Raw genomic sequence first — 16890 nt, 5'->3', positions numbered from 1 at the left:
ATGAATGGAGTAGTTTCGTGGCGCTTACCGCCGAGCAGAAAAAAGAAATCCTGGGCCAGTACGGCCTGCATGAGAGCGACACCGGCTCTCCCGAGGCGCAGGTCGCCATGCTGACCAAACGCATCTCGGACCTCACCGAGCACCTCAAGCAGCACAAGCACGATCACCACTCGCGGCGCGGACTGCTGCTGCTGGTCGGCCGTCGCCGCCGGCTGCTGAAGTACATCGCCCAGGTCGACGTCGAGCGCTACCGCTCGCTGATCGACCGGCTGGGTCTGCGCCGCTGAGGCAGATCCGCTCGACTCGGCCGCGGCCGGGCCCGTCCAGGTTGGCGGGTCCGGCCGCGGCTTTTCGGAACGGGCCGCAACCGAGCGGCCGGCACGCACGACGCCGGCACGGCCGTCCGAGGCTCGGGCTGGAGAACCCCGCCATGTAATATGGATGTGTTCGACGATCGGCTCGAACGCAATATGGGTGCGAAACGCGCACAACCGCGAGTCTCGTTCCCGTGTGTCATGCCAGGACCCGCTTGATCGGGCGGTCTTCGGTAGTGGCTGCCGGTGACCTGCGAGGTCCCCGGCCGCTTCGATCGACGGCCGTAGCCGCATCAAGGCCGGTGGTTCATCCGCTGTGAGTGTTCCGGCGTGACGACGAAACAGCTGCATGAATTCAGAGAGGCTGTACGGACGTCAATGTCTGTAGTTGAAATTGAAGACGGTGTGTACGAATCGACTGCCGTCATCGACAACGGGAGCTTCGGCACCCGCACCATCCGTTTCGAGACCGGCCGGCTGGCCCAGCAGGCCGCCGGCGCCGTCGTCGCCTACCTCGACGACGAGACCATGCTCCTGTCGGCCACGTCGGCCAGCAAGAGCCCCAAGGACCACTTCGACTTCTTCCCGCTGACGATCGACGTCGAAGAGCGCATGTACGCCGCGGGCCGTATCCCCGGCTCGTTCTTCCGTCGCGAGGGCCGTCCCTCCACCGACGCGATCCTCACCTGCCGGCTGATCGACCGGCCGCTGCGCCCGACGTTCGTATCCGGGCTGCGTAATGAGATCCAGGTCGTCGTCACGGTGATGAGCCTCGATCCCAAGGACCTCTACGACGTGGTGGCCATCAACGCCGCCTCGGCGTCCACCCAGATCGCCGGGCTGCCGTTCTCGGGTCCGGTCGGCGGCGTGCGCGTCGCGCTGATCGACGGCACCTGGGTCGCGTTCCCGACCGTCGAGCAGCTCGAGCGGGCGGTGTTCGACATGGTCGTCGCCGGTCGTGCGCTCGAGGACGGTGACGTCGCGATCATGATGGTCGAGGCCGAGGCCACCGACAATGTGGTCGACCTGGTCGCCGGTGGCGCGCAGGCGCCGACCGAGAGCGTGGTCGCCGAGGGCCTGGAGGCCGCCAAGCCGTTCATCGCCGCGCTGTGCGCCGCCCAGCAGGAGCTGGCGCAGCGTGCCGCGAAGCCGACCGCCGACTACCCGCTGTTCCCCGAATACGGCGAGGACGTCTACTACGCCGTCGCCTCGGTGGCCACCGAGGCGCTGTCGGAGGCGCTGACCATCGCCGGCAAGGAAGAGCGCAACAACCGCACCGACGAGATCAAGGTCGAGGTGCTCGAGCGGCTCGCCGACCAGTACGCCGGCCGCGAGAAGGAGATCGGCGCGGCGTTCCGCTCGCTGACCAAGAAGCTGGTGCGCCAACGCATCCTGACCGACCACTTCCGCATCGACGGCCGCGGCGTCACCGACATCCGCGCGTTGTCGGCCGAGGTCGCGATCGTGCCGCGGGCACACGGCAGCGCGCTGTTCGAGCGCGGCGAGACCCAGATCCTCGGTGTCACGACGCTCGACATGGTGAAGATGGCCCAGCAGATCGACTCGCTGGGGCCCGAGACCAGCAAGCGCTACATGCACCACTACAACTTCCCGCCGTATTCGACCGGTGAGACCGGCCGCGTCGGTTCGCCCAAGCGCCGCGAGATCGGCCACGGCGCACTGGCCGAGCGGGCCCTGATGCCGGTGCTGCCGAGCGTCGAGGAGTTCCCGTACGCGATCCGTCAGGTGTCGGAGGCGTTGAGCTCCAACGGTTCCACGTCGATGGGTTCGGTGTGTGCCTCGACGCTGTCGCTGCTGAACGCCGGTGTGCCGCTCAAGGCCCCGGTCGCCGGTATCGCGATGGGTCTGGTGTCCGACGACGTCGAGGTGGACGGCAAGACCGAGCGCCGGTTCGTGACGCTGACCGACATCCTCGGCGCAGAAGATGCCTTCGGCGACATGGACTTCAAGTGCGCAGGCACCAAGGACTTCGTCACCGCCCTGCAGCTCGACACCAAGCTCGACGGCATCCCGTCGCAGGTGCTGGCCGGCGCGCTGTCGCAGGCCAAGGACGCCCGTCTGACGATCCTCGAGGTGATGGCCGAGGCCATCGACTCGCCGGACGAGATGAGCCCGTACGCACCGCGGATCACCACGATCAAGGTGCCCGTCGACAAGATCGGCGAGGTCATCGGACCCAAGGGCAAGATGATCAACTCGATCACCGAGGAGACCGGCGCGTCGATCTCCATCGAGGACGACGGCACCGTGTTCGTCGGCGCCAGCAACGGCGAGGCGGCGCAGGCCGCGATCGACAAGATCAACGCGATCGCGAACCCGCAGCTGCCCAAGATCGGCGAGCGGTTCCTCGGCACCGTGGTGAAGACGACCGACTTCGGCGCCTTCGTCTCGCTGCTGCCGGGCCGTGACGGTCTGGTGCACATCTCGAAGCTGGGTCGCGGCAAGCGGATCGCCAAGGTCGAGGACGTGGCCAAGGTGGGCGACAAGCTGCGCGTCGAGATCGCCGACATCGACAACCGCGGCAAGATCTCGCTGGTCCTGGTGGCCGAGGAGGAGGCCGCCGCCAACGGTTCAGGCGACTCGGACACGTCCTCGGACAAGGGTGAGGCGCCCGCGACCGCTGATGCGACCACGGCCGGCAATTAGTCGGCAGTCGCTGCGGCGCAGCACGGCAAGCGCGGACGCGGCCACCGTGGACGACACTTCGACGTCCATGGTGCGCCGCACCACGCTGCCGGGAGGTCTGCGAGTCGTCACCGAACGGATCCCTTCGGTGCGCTCCGCCTCGGTCGGGGTGTGGGTCAACGTCGGTTCCCGTGACGAGGGCCCCACCGTGGCCGGCGCCGCGCACTTCCTCGAACACCTGCTGTTCAAGTCGACGCCCACCCGCACCGCTGTCGACATCGCCCAGGCGGTGGACGCCGTCGGTGGCGAACTGAACGCGTTCACCGCCCGAGAGCACACCTGCTACTACGCACACGTGCTCGACACCGACCTCGAATTGGCGGTCGACCTCGTCGCCGACGTGGTGCTGCGCGGGCGGTGCGCGGGCGAGGACGTCGAAATCGAACGTGACGTGGTGCTCGAAGAGATCGCGATGCGCGACGACGACCCCGAAGACACCCTCGGGGACGTCTTCCTGAGCGCGATGTTCGGCTCACACCCGGTCGGTCGCCCGGTCATCGGCAGCGTCGAGTCCATCGAGGCGATGACGCGCAACCAACTGCACTCGTTCCACGTCCGGCGCTACGTACCCGAACGCATGGTGCTGGCGGTCGCCGGCAACGTCGAACACGACGACGTCGTGGCGTTGGCCCGGGAGTACTTCGGCCCGAAGCTGATTCGCGGCCACGAGGCCGTCGCGCCCCGCAAGGGCACCGGTCGCGTGCCGGGGAACCCGACGCTACAACTCATCAACCGGGACGCCGAGCAGACGCATCTGTCGATGGGTGTGCGCACCCCCGGCCGGCACTGGGATCACCGGTGGGCGTTGGCGGTTCTGAACACCGCGCTGGGCGGTGGGCTGAGTTCCCGCCTTTTCCAAGAGATCCGGGAGACGCGGGGCCTGGCGTACTCGGTGTACTCGACGGTCGACACGTTCTCTGACAGCGGCGCGCTGTCGATCTACGCGGCATGCCAACCGGATCGGTTCGACGAGGTGGCCCGGGTGACGACGGCCGTGCTGGAGGACGTCGCCCGTGACGGCATCACCGAGTCGGAATGCCGGATCGCCAAGGGCTCGTTACGCGGTGGTCTGGTGCTGGGGCTGGAGGATTCCGGTTCCCGGATGCACCGCATCGGCCGCAGCGAACTGAACTACGGCAAGCACCGCAGTATCGACCACACACTGGAGCAGATCGGCGCGGTCACCCTCGACGAGGTCAATGCCGTTGCGCGCCAGTTGCTCAGGCGTCCGTACGGGGCGGCGGTGCTCGGTCCGCACCGGTCGAGATCGTCGCTGCCGAAATCGCTACAGCGCGTCGGCCGGTAACGGCGTTGCGCCGGAGGCGGCGGCCGTGGTGACATCGGGGCATGACCCATTCCCTGAACCGCAGAAGACTGTTGTCGGCCACCGCCGTGCTGGGCGGTGCGGCGGCGTTCGCGACCTACGCCGGCCGGCCCGCGTTGGCGGAACCCGCCGCGGGCGGCCTCGAGGCGCTGGAACGGGCCAACGGCACCGTGATCGGCGTCTTCGGGGTCAACCTGGAGACCGGACGCACGGTGGCGCACCGGGCGCAGGACACGTTCGCCATGTGCTCGACGTTCAAGGCGTACCTGGCCGCGCACGTTCTGCAGCTCGTCGGCAGGGGCGAGCGGTCGCTCGAACAGCGGTTGCCGGTCACCGCGGCCGACATCAAGCCGAACTCGCCGCGCACCGAGCCCCGGGTCGGCGGTGACATGACGATCGCCGAACTGTGTCAGGCGATCCTGCAGGTCAGCGACAACGCCGCGGCAAACATCCTGCTGGGCAACATCGGCGGCCCACCCGCGGTCACCGCGTTCGCCCGCAGCATCGGGGATCCGCGTTCGCGGCTGGACCGGTTCGAGATCGAGTTGAACTCCGCCGTGCCGGGGGATCCGCGGGACACCAGCACTCCCGAGGCGCTCGCCGGCGGGTTCCGGGCCTTTCTCGCCGGTGACGTGCTCGCACCGCCGCAGCGTCAACTCCTGGGGGACTGGATGCGGGCCAACGAGACGTCGAGCATGCGGGCGGGCCTGCCGGTCGGCTGGACCACCGCGGACAAGACCGGCAGTGGTGACTACGGCACCACCAACGACGTCGGCATCGCCTACGGACCGAAGGGGCAGCGGGTGCTCCTGGCGGTGATGACGCGGTCGGCCGCTGACGATCCGGACGCCGAGAACAACCGGCCGCTGGTCGGTGAGGTGACCGCGACGGTGTTCCCGGAACTGTTGCGCGCGTAGGCCTTCGAAAACGTGCGTCCCACCGATCCGTGCCCGTGCGGCACCGGCGAACCGTTCGCGCGGTGCTGCCTGCCGCTGCACCTGGGTGATCGGCAGGCCGAGACGGCCGAGGAGCTGATGCGGTCGCGGTACAGCGCCTATGCGGTCGGCGATCTGGACTACGCCTGGCGCACATGGCATCCCCGCACCCGGCCGTCGGTGCTGAGGCCGGACACCGAGATGGAGTGGGTCGGGCTCGAGATCGTCGACGTGGTGGCGGGTGGGCGTGGCGACGACGCCGGTGAGGTGGAGTTCCGTGCCGCCTATCGCGTGGGCCGGCGGACCGGGACGCTGCACGAGCGGTCCCGGTTCGCCGTTCGAGCCCGGCGCTGGTTCTACATCGACGGGGATGTCGACAGGGATGTCGACGGAGACGCCGACTGATCAGGCGAGGACGGACGCCGGATCGGTGAAGGGCAACTCGAGGTCGGCGGCCACCTGCTCGTTGAGCAGTGCGCCGGCGTGGGTGGACAGACCCTTGGCCAGTGCCGGGTCGGCCTGGCATGCGGCCTGCCAGCCCTTGTCGGCCAGCTTGAGCACGTAGGGCATGGTGGCGTTGGTCAGCGCGAACGTGGACGTGCGCGGCACGGCGCCGGGCATGTTGGCCACGCAGTAGAACACGGTGTCGTGCACCGTGAACGTCGGGTCGTCGTGCGTTGTGGGCCGCGAATCCTCGAAGCAGCCGCCCTGGTCGATCGCGATGTCGACGAGCACGGCACCTGATTTCATATGCGCAACAGTCGAATTGGTCACCAGCTTCGGTGCCTTCGCGCCGGGGATCAGCACCGCGCCGATCACCAGGTCGGCCTTCTTGACGGCCTCGTCGAGTTCGAGCGTCGTGGAGTAGCGAGTCTCGATCGCGCCGCTGTTCTCGTTGTCGATCTTGCGCAACGTGTTGACGTTGAGGTCGAAGACGGTGACGTGCGCGCCCATGCCCTTGGCGATGCGGGCGGCGTTGTATCCGGCCACCCCGCCGCCGATGACGACCACCTCGGCCGGGGCGACACCGGGCACGCCGCCCATCAGGGCGCCGCGACCGCCCTGGGTGCGCATCAGGTGGTAGGCGCCGACCTGGGCGGAGAGCCGTCCGGCGACCTCGCTCATCGGGGCCAAGAGAGGAAGCGCGACTGATCCGTCCGGGCCGGCGGTCTGCACGGTCTCGTAGGCGATCGAGGTGGTGCGCGAGGCGAGCAGCGCGTCGGTGCACGGCTTCGACGCCGCCAGGTGGAGGTAGGTGAACAGCGTCTGGCCCTCCCGCATGCGGGAGTACTCGGCTTCGATCGGTTCTTTGACCTTGAGCAGCAGGTCGGCCTCCGCCCACACCTCGTCGGCGCCGGTGATCAGCTGAGCACCCGCCGCCTTGAAGTCCGCATCGGAGATGGCCGACCCTTCGCCGGCGCCGGACTGGATCAGCACGTCGTGGCCGCGGTTGGCCAGTTCCGCCACGCCCGCGGGGGTGATCGCGACACGGTATTCGTTGTTCTTGATCTCGGTCGGGATTCCGACGCGCATGATGCTCCTCGAGTAGTGTTGTCTGTAAAAATTGTGAAGAAAGTTCAAGTTCAGCACAATATGTTTGGCTGAAATTCGCTACGGTGCTGGTATGGGTGAAGAATCAGCGAATCGCACGCTCAAGCCGGCGCGCACATCGAAGGATGTTCGGCTCACGGAGATCGACGACGTCGACCGTCGCATCCTGACGGCCCTGCACGCCGACGCCCGCATCTCCAACAGCGCGCTCGCGGAGTCGATCGGCATCGCACCGTCCACCTGTCACGGGCGGGTCCGGCGTCTGCAGGAGCTGGGTGTCATCCGCGGCTTCTACACCGACATCGATCCGGCGGCGATCGGCCTCTCCCTTCAGGCCATGATCTCGGTGACGCTGCAGTCCAATGCGCGCGGGAAGATCCGCAGCTTCATCCAGCACATCCGCAGCAAGCCGCAGGTGATGGACGTGTACTTTCTCGCCGGCGCCGACGATTTCATCCTCCACGTGGCGGCCCGCGACACCGAGGATCTCCGCGCCTTCGTCGTCGAGAACCTCAACGCCGACGCGGACGTGGCGGGGACGCAGACATCGCTGATCTTCGAACATCTGCGAGGCGCGTCACCGCTGTGATCGCCGCCCAAAGCTATTCGGGTTCGTCGACGGTGGTGGTGGCGACGATGGTGGCGGGCACGCCGGCGACCTGCCCGAGCCCGCCGGATTCGACGGTGTCTTTGAGGGCGTCGGTGAGGCGTGGGTGAGGTGGCCCCCAGCTCATGCGGTGAGGTGTCCATCAGCCGCGCGGTGAGCCGGTGTTCCACACTGGGCAGCGCCCACACCGCCCGCTTGATCCGGTGGAGCTCTTCCACCATCTCCGGATGGGTCAGGTCGTCGATGGCGGCGGTCTGCAGCTCGGCGACCACCACCCTCAGGCCCCATGACTCGAACGATAGTTCGACCCGCCGACAAGTCGCCGCTTCGCGGTGCGAGGGGAGGGGCAACATGCCGGGGCTACTAGGGTGAGCCCATGCGAGTAGGCGTGCTGGGTGCGAAAGGCAAGGTCGGGGCGACGATGGTGCAGGCGGTCGAGGCCGCCGACGATCTCACGTTCACGACCGGAGTCGACGTCGGCGACTCGTTGAGCACCCTCGTCGACACCGGTACCGAGGTCGTCATCGACTTCACCCACCCCAGTGTGGTGATGGACAACCTGAAGTTCGTGATCGACAACGGCATTCACGCGGTCGTCGGCACCACCGGCTTCACCGACGAGCGCATCGCGCAGGTGCGGCAGTGGTTGGCGGACAAACCGCAGTCGGCCGTGCTCATCGCCCCGAACTTCGCGATCGGCGCCGTCCTGTCCATGCACTTCGCCCAGCAGGCGGCGCGGTTCTTCGAATCCGTCGAAGTGATCGAACTGCATCATCCCCATAAGGCGGATGCGCCGTCGGGAACGGCGGCCCGCACCGCCAAACTCATTGCTGAGGCGCGAAAGGAGTTGCCGCCCAATCCCGATGCCACCAGCACCGGGCTGGAGGGGGCGCGCGGCGCGGACGTCGACGGCGTCCCCGTGCACTCGGTGCGATTGGCCGGCCTCGTCGCGCACCAGGAAGTGCTCTTCGGCACCCAGGGCGAGACGCTGACCATCCGGCACGACAGCATCGACCGCACCTCCTTCGTCCCCGGCGTGCTGCTGGCGGTGCGCAAGATCGCCGAGCGGCCCGGCCTGACCGTCGGCATCGAACCGCTGCTCGACCTGACATGACCGACGACCGGCGCGCCCTGCGCACCCAGGCGCTCATCGCCTTCATGTGCGTGGCGCTCGTCGTGTACTTCTTCCTGCTCGGCCGGATTGCAGTCGCGTTCATCAGAACCGGCGAGCCGGCCGCCATCGGTCTGGGCGTCGCTCTCCTCGCGCTGCCGTTGATCGGGGTGTGGGTCATGGTCAGCACCGTGCAGGCCGGCCTGGCGCATCAGCGGCTGGCGCGGCTGGCGCGTGAACAGAACATGGACCTCGACGTGAGCGATCTGCCGCGCCGTCCGTCCGGCCGCATCGAACGCGACGCCGCCGACGCGCTGTTCGACGTCGTGCGCGACGAGCTCAACGAGGAACCGGACAACTGGCTTCGCTGGTACCGCCTTGCCAGGGCCTACGACTACGCCGGGGACCGGGGCCGGGCCCGCGCCGCCATGCGCAGGGCCGTGGAGCTGGAAGAGTCGGCGTGATCCCTGCTGGCCGGCTAGGCGAACGGCTAGCTGCTCTCACCGCCGCAAACTCCTCCGGCATGCCGCAGGCTTCCGAACCCTCCGGGCAAGGCCGCTGACAGCAAACCAGAATTCATAGGTGGCCTCACTGTCCGTAAGGCCCCTTACGCACGTAACGATGGCGGATCTCCCAGCGATAGACATTAACTAGGCAGCTAAACCACAGGAGGTCTCATGCCTCGTTCACTCGTCGTCGCAGCCACCCTCGGCGCAATTGTCATCGGGGTGGCTCCGACCGCGTCTGCTGCGCCTCGGGCGTTCAGCCCCACCATGAGCGGACCGCAACACAGCGTCGATATGCACATGCCCATGTCGCCGGCGAGCCAACAGAATGCAGTCCGCAAGGCGGAGGAGTACCTCAGCATTTCCGCCTTCTCGCGCGAGGGTCTGATCAGCCAACTGGAGTACGAAGGTTTCTCAACGGCGGACGCGACATTCGCGGTCGACAGCATCACCGTCGATTGGAACGAACAGGCGGTGAAGAAGGCGCAGGAGTACCTCAGCATTTCGGCCTTCTCACCCCAGGGGCTCGTCGAACAACTCGAGTACGAGGGGTTCACGGCGAGTCAAGCCGCGTATGGAGTCTCGGTCGCGTACCAATGACAATGCGCACGGTGGTGGGGACGGTGTGGGCGTAGGCCACAATTGACTCCGTGACGAATCGGCCGGGGACGAGCGACTACGCCGGTGACCGCAGCCGCGCCCGCGCCGCGACGCGCAAGGCCGTCGAGCTCGAAGAGTCGGCGTGAGCGCCACCCTGCTGATCGTTCACCACACGCCGTCGCCCGCCACCCGGGAACTGCTGGAGGCGGTGCTGTCTGGCGCCCGCGATCCGGACATCGAAGGCGTGGACGTCGTCGCCAAGCCGGCGCTGGCGGCCACCCTGCCGGACATGCTCGCCGCGGACGGCTACCTGTTCGGCACCACCGCCAACTTCGGATACATGTCCGGTGCGCTCAAGCACTTCTTCGACACCGTCTACTACCCGAGCCTCGATCACGTCGCCGGCCGCCCCTACGGGCTGTGGGTGCACGGCAACAACGACACCGTGGGCGCGGTGAACGCGGTAGAAAAGCTCGCGACGGGTTTGGGCCTGGAGAAGGCGGCCGACGTGCTCGAGGTCACCGGCACAATGAGTGCCGCAGTCCGCGAGCGCGCCTACGAACTGGGCGGCACGCTGGCGGCCACGCTGATGAACTGAACGTTGACGGACTGAAGGGATGAACACATGCCGGGTTTCGCCGAGATCGCCCTGGGAGCTGCTCCCATCGCCGGTGGCGCGCTACTCGGCATCGCCGCGGGGAACCTGCGGGGTCCCGACTTCCGCGGCCTGATCGCCAAGGACATGGATCTGCTCGAGCGAATTCCGGCCGACCAGACCGAACTGCGTGAGCGGCTCAAGCGCAGCATCGACCAGCGCATCGCCGACCTGATCACGACCACCGAACGCAGTCGTGAACTGCGAATGGCCGCCACGTCCTACGAGGGCAACTGGCGCGACATCGTGGTGTTCGTCTGCGCCGTGCTCTTCACGATCGTGTGGTGGAACGTCAGCCACAGCCGCACCAACTGGCTGGTGATGTTCATCGTGCTGATCCTGGTGACCGTCGTCGCCGGCATCTACGCGGCGCGGGGTGTGCTGCGGGCGCTGGGCCGGGCGCGCCGCCCCCGCGATGCCTAGCTGGGTAGCGTGCTCGCGAACAACTCCTGCAGCGCGATCCAGTGCCGCTGCGCGGCCTCCTCGTCATAGGGAGCGTTGTCCGGAACCGCGAAACCGTGTTCGGCGGGGTAGCTCTCGATGGTGTGCTGCACGCCCGCGGCGGTGAGCGCCTTGTCCAGCGTCTCGGCCTGATCGGTGGTGAACGACCGGTCGTTCTTCGCGCCCGCCACGTACACCGTCGCGGTCATCCTGTGGGCCAACAGGTGCGGGCTCGACGGATCATCGGTGACCAGGCCGCCGCCGTGGATCGAGCCGGCCGCGGCGACGCGGTCGGGCAGCAGGCCGGCCACGATCACCGACGTACGCCCGCCCATGCAGTAACCGCACACGCCGAAGCGGTCGCCGCGGACCTCCGGCCGCCCCGCGAGGAAGTCGAAGAACGCCGCGGCATCGGTGGCCATCGCCTCCGGGGTCACCGAACCGATCATCCCGTAGAGGCGTTGCCGTTCGGACGGGTCGCTGAACACGGTGCCCATGTCGAACGGCTGCCAGTCGCCGCTGCGGTAGTACACATCGGGCAGCAGCACGGCGTGGCCGAATGCGGCCAACCGATCGGCCATCTCGTGAAAGGTGGGACGCACGCCGCCGGCGTCGGGGTACATCACCACACCGGACCACGGACCCGGCCCGTTGGGCGTGTGAAGGGTGACGGGGCACTCGCCGTCCGGCGTGGTGACGGTCGCGGTGATACTCGGCATGCCATCCGTTGTACTCGGGCATCTGGAAGTAAGCTGGCCGACGTGCCGATCTCCGGGCCGATCCCCACGCCGTACGAAGACCTGTTGCGTCTGGTGCTCGAGAGCGGCACTCCCAAGGCGGACCGCACCGGGACCGGCACCCGCAGTCTGTTCGGCCACCAGATGCGCTACGACCTGAGCGCCGGTTTCCCTCTGATCACCACCAAGAAGGTCCATCTGAAGTCGGTGGTCTACGAGCTCCTGTGGTTCCTGCGCGGAGACTCCAACGTGCGCTGGCTCCGGGAGCACGGCGTCAGCATCTGGGATGAATGGGCCGACGACACCGGTGACCTCGGCCCCGTCTACGGCGTGCAGTGGCGGTCCTGGCCGACCCCGTCCGGCGGGCACGTCGACCAGATCAGCGCCGCCCTGGACCTGCTCAAGCGCGATCCGGATTCGCGGCGCAACATCGTCTCGGCCTGGAACGTGGGGGAGATCCCGCAGATGGCGCTGCCGCCCTGCCACGCGTTCTTCCAGTTCTACGTCGCCGAGGGCCGGTTGTCGTGCCAGCTCTACCAGCGCAGTGCGGACCTGTTCCTCGGCGTGCCGTTCAACATCGCGAGCTATGCACTGCTGACACACATGATGGCCGCGCAGGCCGGTCTCGGCGTCGGCGAGTTCGTGTGGACCGGCGGCGACTGCCACATCTACGACAACCACGTCGAGCAGGTCACCGAACAGCTCCGCCGCGACCCGCGGCCCTATCCGGAACTCGTTCTCGCGCCGCGGGATTCGATCTTCGACTACACCTACGAGGACATCGTCGTCAAGAACTATGACCCGCATCCGGCCATCAAAGCGCCGGTGGCGGTATGAGCGTCGGACTCATCTGGGCGCAGTCGACCTCCGGGGTGATCGGACGCGACGGTGGCATCCCGTGGCACCTCCCCGAGGACCTGGCCCGGTTCAAGGAGCTCACTCTCGGCCATCCGGTGGTGATGGGCCGGCTGACCTGGGAGTCGCTGCCGGCCAAGGTGCGGCCGCTGCCGGGACGAAAGAACATCGTCCTGACCCGCAACGCCGACTACCTGGCCGACGGAGCAGAGGTCGTCACCACCCTCGACGACGCGCTGAGCGACGACGACACCTGGGTGATCGGAGGTGAACGGGTGTACACACAGGCGCTTCCCCGTGCGACTCGGTGCGAGGTCACCGAGGTCGAGATCGAACTCCACCGCCAGGATGCCGACGCCATCGCCCCGGTGCTCGGTGAGGCCTGGGCCGGGACCACGGGGGACTGGCTCACCAGCGCCTCGGGGCTGCGATACCGGTTCCACAGCTACCGGCGACGCACCCGCTGACACCCGAGTGGAATGCCGCGCGGGATCCATGTGTTCGTGGATAAGACGACCGGTCATATAGAGCGGTCGACCCGACCAGGAGACCGACATGAGACTTCTCGACGAAGTGCTCGCCGCACACGGCGGAGCAGACCGGTGGCGGCAGATCGACACCATCGCGATCCACCAGACCGTCGGCGGCGTGCTGTGGCCACTCAAGAACGCCGGCGGCATCCTCGACGACTCGACCGTGCAGATCCGGGTCCAGAACCAGCACACCTGGCACCGGCCGCTGCCCACCGCGGGGCTGCGCTCGCACTACACACCGGCAACCGTGGTGATCGAGCACGACGACGACAGCCACGAACCCGTCGAGACGCTGACCGACCCGCGCGCCTCGTTCATCGGGCATACGCTTGAGACTCCCTGGAGCACAACCCAACTCGCATACTTCTCCGGATACGCGATGTGGACGTATCTCTCCGAGCCGTACCACCTGACCTTCCCGGGCGTGCAGACCGAGGAGATCGGCGAGTGGCACGAGAACGGGCAGACGTGGCGGCGCCTTGCCGTGCGCTATCCCGACGACATCGCCACACACAGCGCCGATCAGGTGCTCTACGTCGACCACGACGGGCTCCTGCGGCGGCGCGACTACCAGGTCGACATCGCCGGCGGTTCGCCGGCAGCACACTACATGGACGACCACCGCGAATTCGACGGCATCGTGCTGCCGGTCACGCGCATCGTCCATCCCCGCAACGACGACGGCACCCCGATTCGCGAGGTCGTCACGGTGTCCGTCGACATCGACGACGTCCGGATCAGCTGAGGAAACCGATGCCCAAACCCAGTCTCCGAGATGCGCTGCTGGACGCCGGATTCGAGACACTGCACGCCGGCGGTTACTCGGCCACCGGCGTGGCGGCCATCGCGGCCGCCGCCCGAGCGCCCAAGGGTTCGTTCTACAACCACTTCGACAGCAAGGAGGCGCTTGCCGTCGAGGTGCTGGCCCGCTACGGCCGGGGCCGCCGGCTCGACCTGCTCACCGAACCCTCGGTGCCTGCGCTGCAACGGATCCGCAACCACCTCGACCACCTGCGCGCCGATCTGGCCGCGTATGGATACCAGCGCGGATGTATGTACGGCAACTTCGCCGCGGAGGCGCCCGCCGGGGCGCCCGGGGTCACCGCCGCGGTCACGGCGGCCCTGGGGCGGTGGCGCACTCTGCTCGCCGCGACCATCCGCGAGGGTCAGCAGGCCGGCGACATCACCGGCGAGGTGGATGCCGATGCGGCGGCGCAGATGATCGTCGACGCCTGGGAAGGTGCGGCCCTGCGCGCCAAGGCCGACGGGGACGGCGGACCGGTCGACAACGTCATCGCGTTCGTCTTCGACCGCATCCTGTCGGTGCCGTAGGCGATGATGGCCTGATGGCTGCTTCCCTCACCGGCGCGCAGGCCCGCCGCATCGCCGTCGCCGCACAGGGATTCACCGAACCGAAACCGCGGGGCGCCGTCACCCGCGCACACCTGCGCAGGCTCGTCAACCGCATCCAGGTGCTGCAGCTGGATTCCGTGTCGGTGGCGGTGCGGGCCCACTACGCCCCGGTGTTCAGCCGGCTCGGGCCCTACGACCGCGGTGTGCTCGACGGTGCCGCCTGGTCGCACTCGGCGCGGGCCCCTCGGCTGCTGGTCGAGTACTGGGCGCACGAGGCGGCGCTGATGGCCGTCGACGACTGGCCGCTGCTGCGCTGGCGCATGCGCGAGTACACCCACGGCCGGTGGGGCACCCACATCGTCAAGGCCAATCCGCAGCTCGTCGACGACGTGGTCGCCGCGGTGACCGACCTCGGACCCGCCACCGCGGGGCAGATCGAGGAGTACCTGGGCGCCGAACAACGCGGGCGAAAGGGCCCGTGGTGGGACCGCAGCGACACCAAGTGGGTGACCGAGGCGCTGTTCGCCTCCGGTGTGCTCACCACCGCGACGCGCGTCGGCTTCGCCCGCCACTACGACCTCACCGAACGGGTGCTGCCCCCGGAGGTCGTGGCCCGGGTGGTCGACGACGACGAGGCGGTGCGTGAGCTGTGCCTGCGCGCGGCCGGGGCGCTGGGCGTCGCCACCGAAGCCGACCTGCGCGACTACTTCCGACTGTCGGCCAAGCAGGCGAAGCCGGCGATCGCCGATCTGGTCGCGAAGGGCGAGCTGGAACCGGTGGTGGTCGACGGGTGGGCCGCACCGGCCTACCTGCGGGCCGGGCAGACCGTGGCCCGCGTCGACCGGGGAACCGCGCTGCTGTGCCCGTTCGACCCGCTGATCTTCTTCCGCCCGCGCGTCGAACGTCTCTTCGGGTTCCACTACCGCATCGAGATCTACACCCCGGCGGCCAAGCGGCAGTACGGCTACTACGTGTGGCCGTTCCTGCTCGACGGCCGGCTGGTGGGCCGGGTCGACCTCAAGGCGGAGCGGACCCGCGACGCCCTGCACGTGGTCGGTGCGTTCGCCGAGCCGGGGGAGGATCGGTCGCGGGTCGCCGCCGCGCTGGCAGTGGAACTCACGACGATGGCGCAGTGGCTCGGGCTGGCCGACGTGACGGTCGGCGAGCGCGGCGATCTGGTCGGGGCGCTCGAGCGCGCAGTCGTCACCGCGGCTCGGTGACGCCCCCGACCGAACCCTCGCCGATGGTGTCGATCTCCTGCTCCGTGGCCAGTTCGGGGACCCCGCGTCCGCGGAAGACGTTGATCCCGAAGATGACCGCACCGATGGCCAGCCACACCGCACCGCCGATCTTCGCCAGCGCGTCGGCGTTGATCAGCACATAGGCGATGATCAGGAATCCGAGGGTGGGCACGACGAGGTGCAGTAGGTAGTTCTTCGACTTCTGGCGCACCAGGTAGTACCAGAGCACCGAGAGGTGCAGCAGGCAGAACCCGAACAGGGCACCGAAGTTCACCAGGGACGAGATCAGCCCGATCTGCCCGACGAAGAACAGCACCAGCACCAGGCTGAGCGCGCTCACCGTCAGCAGCGCCGCCATCGGCACCTGACGGCTGCTGATGCGCGACAGGAACCCGGGCAGCTGGCGGTCGCGGCTCATCGAGAACAGCAGCCGGCTGGTGGCGGCCTGGGCCGCCATGGCGTTGGCGAACCCCACGGCCAGCACGTTGACCACGAAGAACGCGTTCATCCAGCCGGTGTTGGCCGCCGCCTGCACCAGGGTGAAGAACGCGTTGCCCGTCTCGTCGTCGCTGAACGACTCCCGCCCACCGGCGAGCAGGCTGGCCAGCCACGTCTGCACCACGAACAGCGTCGCCACCACGAACAGCGCGATCAGCATGGCGCGACCGGCGGGGTTGCGTTTGCCCGTCGACTCCTCGGCCAGCGTCGAAATGCCGTCGAAACCAAGGAAACTCAACACCGCGATGGACAACGCGGTCGCCAGCAGCGGTGCGCTGACCACGCTGGGATCCCAGACGGGGGAGATGCTCCAGCCGACGTCGGGCAGGGACTGGCCGTTGATCGCGCGCACCGCGATCACGACGAAGATCGCCACGAACACCAACTCGATGACCAGGAAGACGCGGTTCGCCAACTTCAACGAGCCGACTCCGGCGAGGTTGATGACGGTGTTGACCAGCACGAAGATCACCGCCCACAACCAGCGGGGCGTGCCGGGGAACAGGCCGATCATCGACTCGGCCGCGAACACGTACAGCAGCGTGGGCACCAGAAGGTAGTCCAGCAGGATCGCCCAGCCCGCGAAGAACCCTGCGGCGGGGTGGATTCCGCGGCCCACATAGGAGAAGACCGATCCGGCCAGGGGGAACGACTTGGCCATCTGCGAATAGGCGAGCGCGGTGAAGATCATCGCGACCAGGCCCACCAGATAGACCAGCGGCACCATGCCCGAGGCACTGTTGTAGACGGTCCCGAAGATCGCCCACGGCGCGATCGGCACCATGAACACCAGCCCGTAGACCACCAGGTCGACGGTGGCCACCGAACGGTTGAGTTCCTGTTTGTACCCGAACGATTCGAGGCTGCGCTGGCCGTCGAGGCCGGCGCCTGCCGAGGCGTTGGTGTCAGAGGTGGCCATGGTC

Annotated in this window: 20 protein-coding genes; 16 read left to right on the top strand and 4 right to left on the bottom strand. The window is 68.0% G+C overall.

The features are described 5' to 3' along the window. Window positions 1-17 precede the first annotated feature (17 nt). The 5 genes from rpsO (at window position 18) to G6N30_RS10660 (ending at window position 5684) form a co-directional block, all read left to right on the top strand. Window positions 18-287 (top strand): 30S ribosomal protein S15, encoded by a 270-nt coding sequence (gene rpsO, locus G6N30_RS10680; RefSeq protein WP_134055143.1) that lies wholly within the window; start codon window positions 18-20, stop codon window positions 285-287. Between the two features lie 405 nt (window positions 288-692). Next, window positions 693-2981: a polyribonucleotide nucleotidyltransferase gene (locus tag G6N30_RS10675; protein WP_134052589.1), complete on the top strand. Its 2289-nt coding sequence runs from the start codon at window positions 693-695 to the stop codon at window positions 2979-2981. 67 nt (window positions 2982-3048) lie between these two features. Beyond that, entirely contained in the window at window positions 3049-4326 is a 1278-nt protein-coding gene (locus G6N30_RS10670) for a M16 family metallopeptidase (protein ID WP_134055141.1), read from the top strand. A 41-nt stretch (window positions 4327-4367) separates the two neighbouring features. Beyond that, window positions 4368-5261 carry a class A beta-lactamase gene (bla, locus tag G6N30_RS10665; protein WP_134052587.1) on the top strand — a complete coding sequence of 298 codons (894 nt, stop codon included), beginning with the start codon at window positions 4368-4370 and terminating at the stop codon, window positions 5259-5261. Between the two features lie 12 nt (window positions 5262-5273). Further along, entirely contained in the window at window positions 5274-5684 is a 411-nt protein-coding gene (locus tag G6N30_RS10660) for a YchJ family protein (RefSeq protein ID WP_134052585.1), read from the top strand. Here the strand turns inward: G6N30_RS10660 and ald are convergent, their stop codons facing one another. Beyond that, a complete protein-coding gene (gene ald / locus G6N30_RS10655; protein ID WP_134052583.1) occupies window positions 5685-6812 on the bottom strand; it encodes an alanine dehydrogenase in 1128 nt (375 codons plus the stop codon). A 91-nt stretch (window positions 6813-6903) separates the two neighbouring features. Here ald and G6N30_RS10650 point away from each other — a divergent pair, with 91 nt between their 5' ends. After that, on the top strand, window positions 6904-7419 hold the full coding sequence (locus tag G6N30_RS10650; protein WP_134052581.1) for an HTH-type transcriptional regulator AldR: 516 nt from the start codon (window positions 6904-6906) through the stop codon (window positions 7417-7419). Window positions 7420-7432: 13 nt separating this feature from the next. Here the strand turns inward: G6N30_RS10650 and G6N30_RS27045 are convergent, their stop codons facing one another. Continuing rightward, complete coding sequence (locus G6N30_RS27045) at window positions 7433-7564, bottom strand: 13E12 repeat family protein (RefSeq protein ID WP_220097769.1); 132 nt, start codon at window positions 7562-7564, stop codon at window positions 7433-7435. 249 nt (window positions 7565-7813) lie between these two features. Between G6N30_RS27045 and dapB the strand changes: the two genes are divergently transcribed. From dapB to G6N30_RS10625, 5 genes are all read left to right on the top strand, one after another. Beyond that, entirely contained in the window at window positions 7814-8551 is a 738-nt protein-coding gene (dapB, locus tag G6N30_RS10645) for a 4-hydroxy-tetrahydrodipicolinate reductase (RefSeq protein WP_134052579.1), read from the top strand. After that, window positions 8548-9012, top strand: coding sequence for a hypothetical protein (locus G6N30_RS10640; RefSeq protein WP_134052578.1), 465 nt, complete (start codon window positions 8548-8550; stop codon window positions 9010-9012). Before dapB ends, G6N30_RS10640 begins: the two co-directional genes overlap by 4 nt. Before the next feature lie 213 nt (window positions 9013-9225). Next, window positions 9226-9654, top strand: a complete 429-nt coding sequence (locus tag G6N30_RS10635) for an Ltp family lipoprotein (RefSeq protein ID WP_234880096.1) — start codon at window positions 9226-9228, stop codon at window positions 9652-9654. Between the two features lie 142 nt (window positions 9655-9796). Further along, window positions 9797-10252: a flavodoxin family protein gene (locus G6N30_RS10630; protein WP_134052576.1), complete on the top strand. Its 456-nt coding sequence runs from the start codon at window positions 9797-9799 to the stop codon at window positions 10250-10252. 27 nt (window positions 10253-10279) lie between these two features. Then, entirely contained in the window at window positions 10280-10732 is a 453-nt protein-coding gene (locus tag G6N30_RS10625; RefSeq protein ID WP_134052574.1) for a hypothetical protein, read from the top strand. Here G6N30_RS10625 and G6N30_RS10620 read toward each other — a convergent pair. Continuing rightward, window positions 10729-11469 (bottom strand): dienelactone hydrolase family protein, encoded by a 741-nt coding sequence (locus tag G6N30_RS10620; protein ID WP_134052572.1) that lies wholly within the window; start codon window positions 11467-11469, stop codon window positions 10729-10731. The genes G6N30_RS10625 and G6N30_RS10620 overlap by 4 nt on opposite strands. A gap of 48 nt (window positions 11470-11517) precedes the next feature. On the opposite strand from G6N30_RS10620, the gene G6N30_RS10615 reads away from it, so the two are divergent. The 5 genes from G6N30_RS10615 to G6N30_RS10595 all read left to right on the top strand — a co-directional run bounded on the left by G6N30_RS10615 (window position 11518) and on the right by G6N30_RS10595 (window position 15448). Next, entirely contained in the window at window positions 11518-12324 is an 807-nt protein-coding gene (locus tag G6N30_RS10615; protein ID WP_179965620.1) for a thymidylate synthase, read from the top strand. Then, window positions 12321-12809 (top strand): dihydrofolate reductase, encoded by a 489-nt coding sequence (locus tag G6N30_RS10610; protein WP_134052567.1) that lies wholly within the window; start codon window positions 12321-12323, stop codon window positions 12807-12809. Before G6N30_RS10615 ends, G6N30_RS10610 begins: the two co-directional genes overlap by 4 nt. Before the next feature lie 88 nt (window positions 12810-12897). Continuing rightward, complete coding sequence (locus G6N30_RS10605) at window positions 12898-13620, top strand: hypothetical protein (RefSeq protein ID WP_134052564.1); 723 nt, start codon at window positions 12898-12900, stop codon at window positions 13618-13620. Window positions 13621-13628: 8 nt separating this feature from the next. Next, the gene (locus G6N30_RS10600) at window positions 13629-14207 is read left to right on the top strand and encodes a TetR family transcriptional regulator C-terminal domain-containing protein (protein WP_134052562.1); all 579 of its coding nucleotides are present in this window, start codon (window positions 13629-13631) and stop codon (window positions 14205-14207) included. Window positions 14208-14221: 14 nt separating this feature from the next. After that, window positions 14222-15448 (top strand): winged helix-turn-helix domain-containing protein, encoded by a 1227-nt coding sequence (locus G6N30_RS10595; protein ID WP_134052560.1) that lies wholly within the window; start codon window positions 14222-14224, stop codon window positions 15446-15448. On the opposite strand, the gene G6N30_RS10590 is transcribed toward G6N30_RS10595, so the two are convergent. Beyond that, a complete protein-coding gene (locus G6N30_RS10590) occupies window positions 15432-16886 on the bottom strand; it encodes an APC family permease (protein WP_134052558.1) in 1455 nt (484 codons plus the stop codon). The two genes, G6N30_RS10595 and G6N30_RS10590, sit on opposite strands and share 17 nt — an antisense overlap. Between the last annotated feature and the right edge of the window lie 4 nt (window positions 16887-16890).

It is taken from the genome of Mycolicibacterium litorale (assembly GCF_010731695.1).
GTDB classification, from domain to species: domain Bacteria; phylum Actinomycetota; class Actinomycetes; order Mycobacteriales; family Mycobacteriaceae; genus Mycobacterium; species Mycobacterium litorale.
Note: the sequence above shows the minus strand (reverse complement) of the source record. Positions and strands in the feature narration are given on the sequence as shown.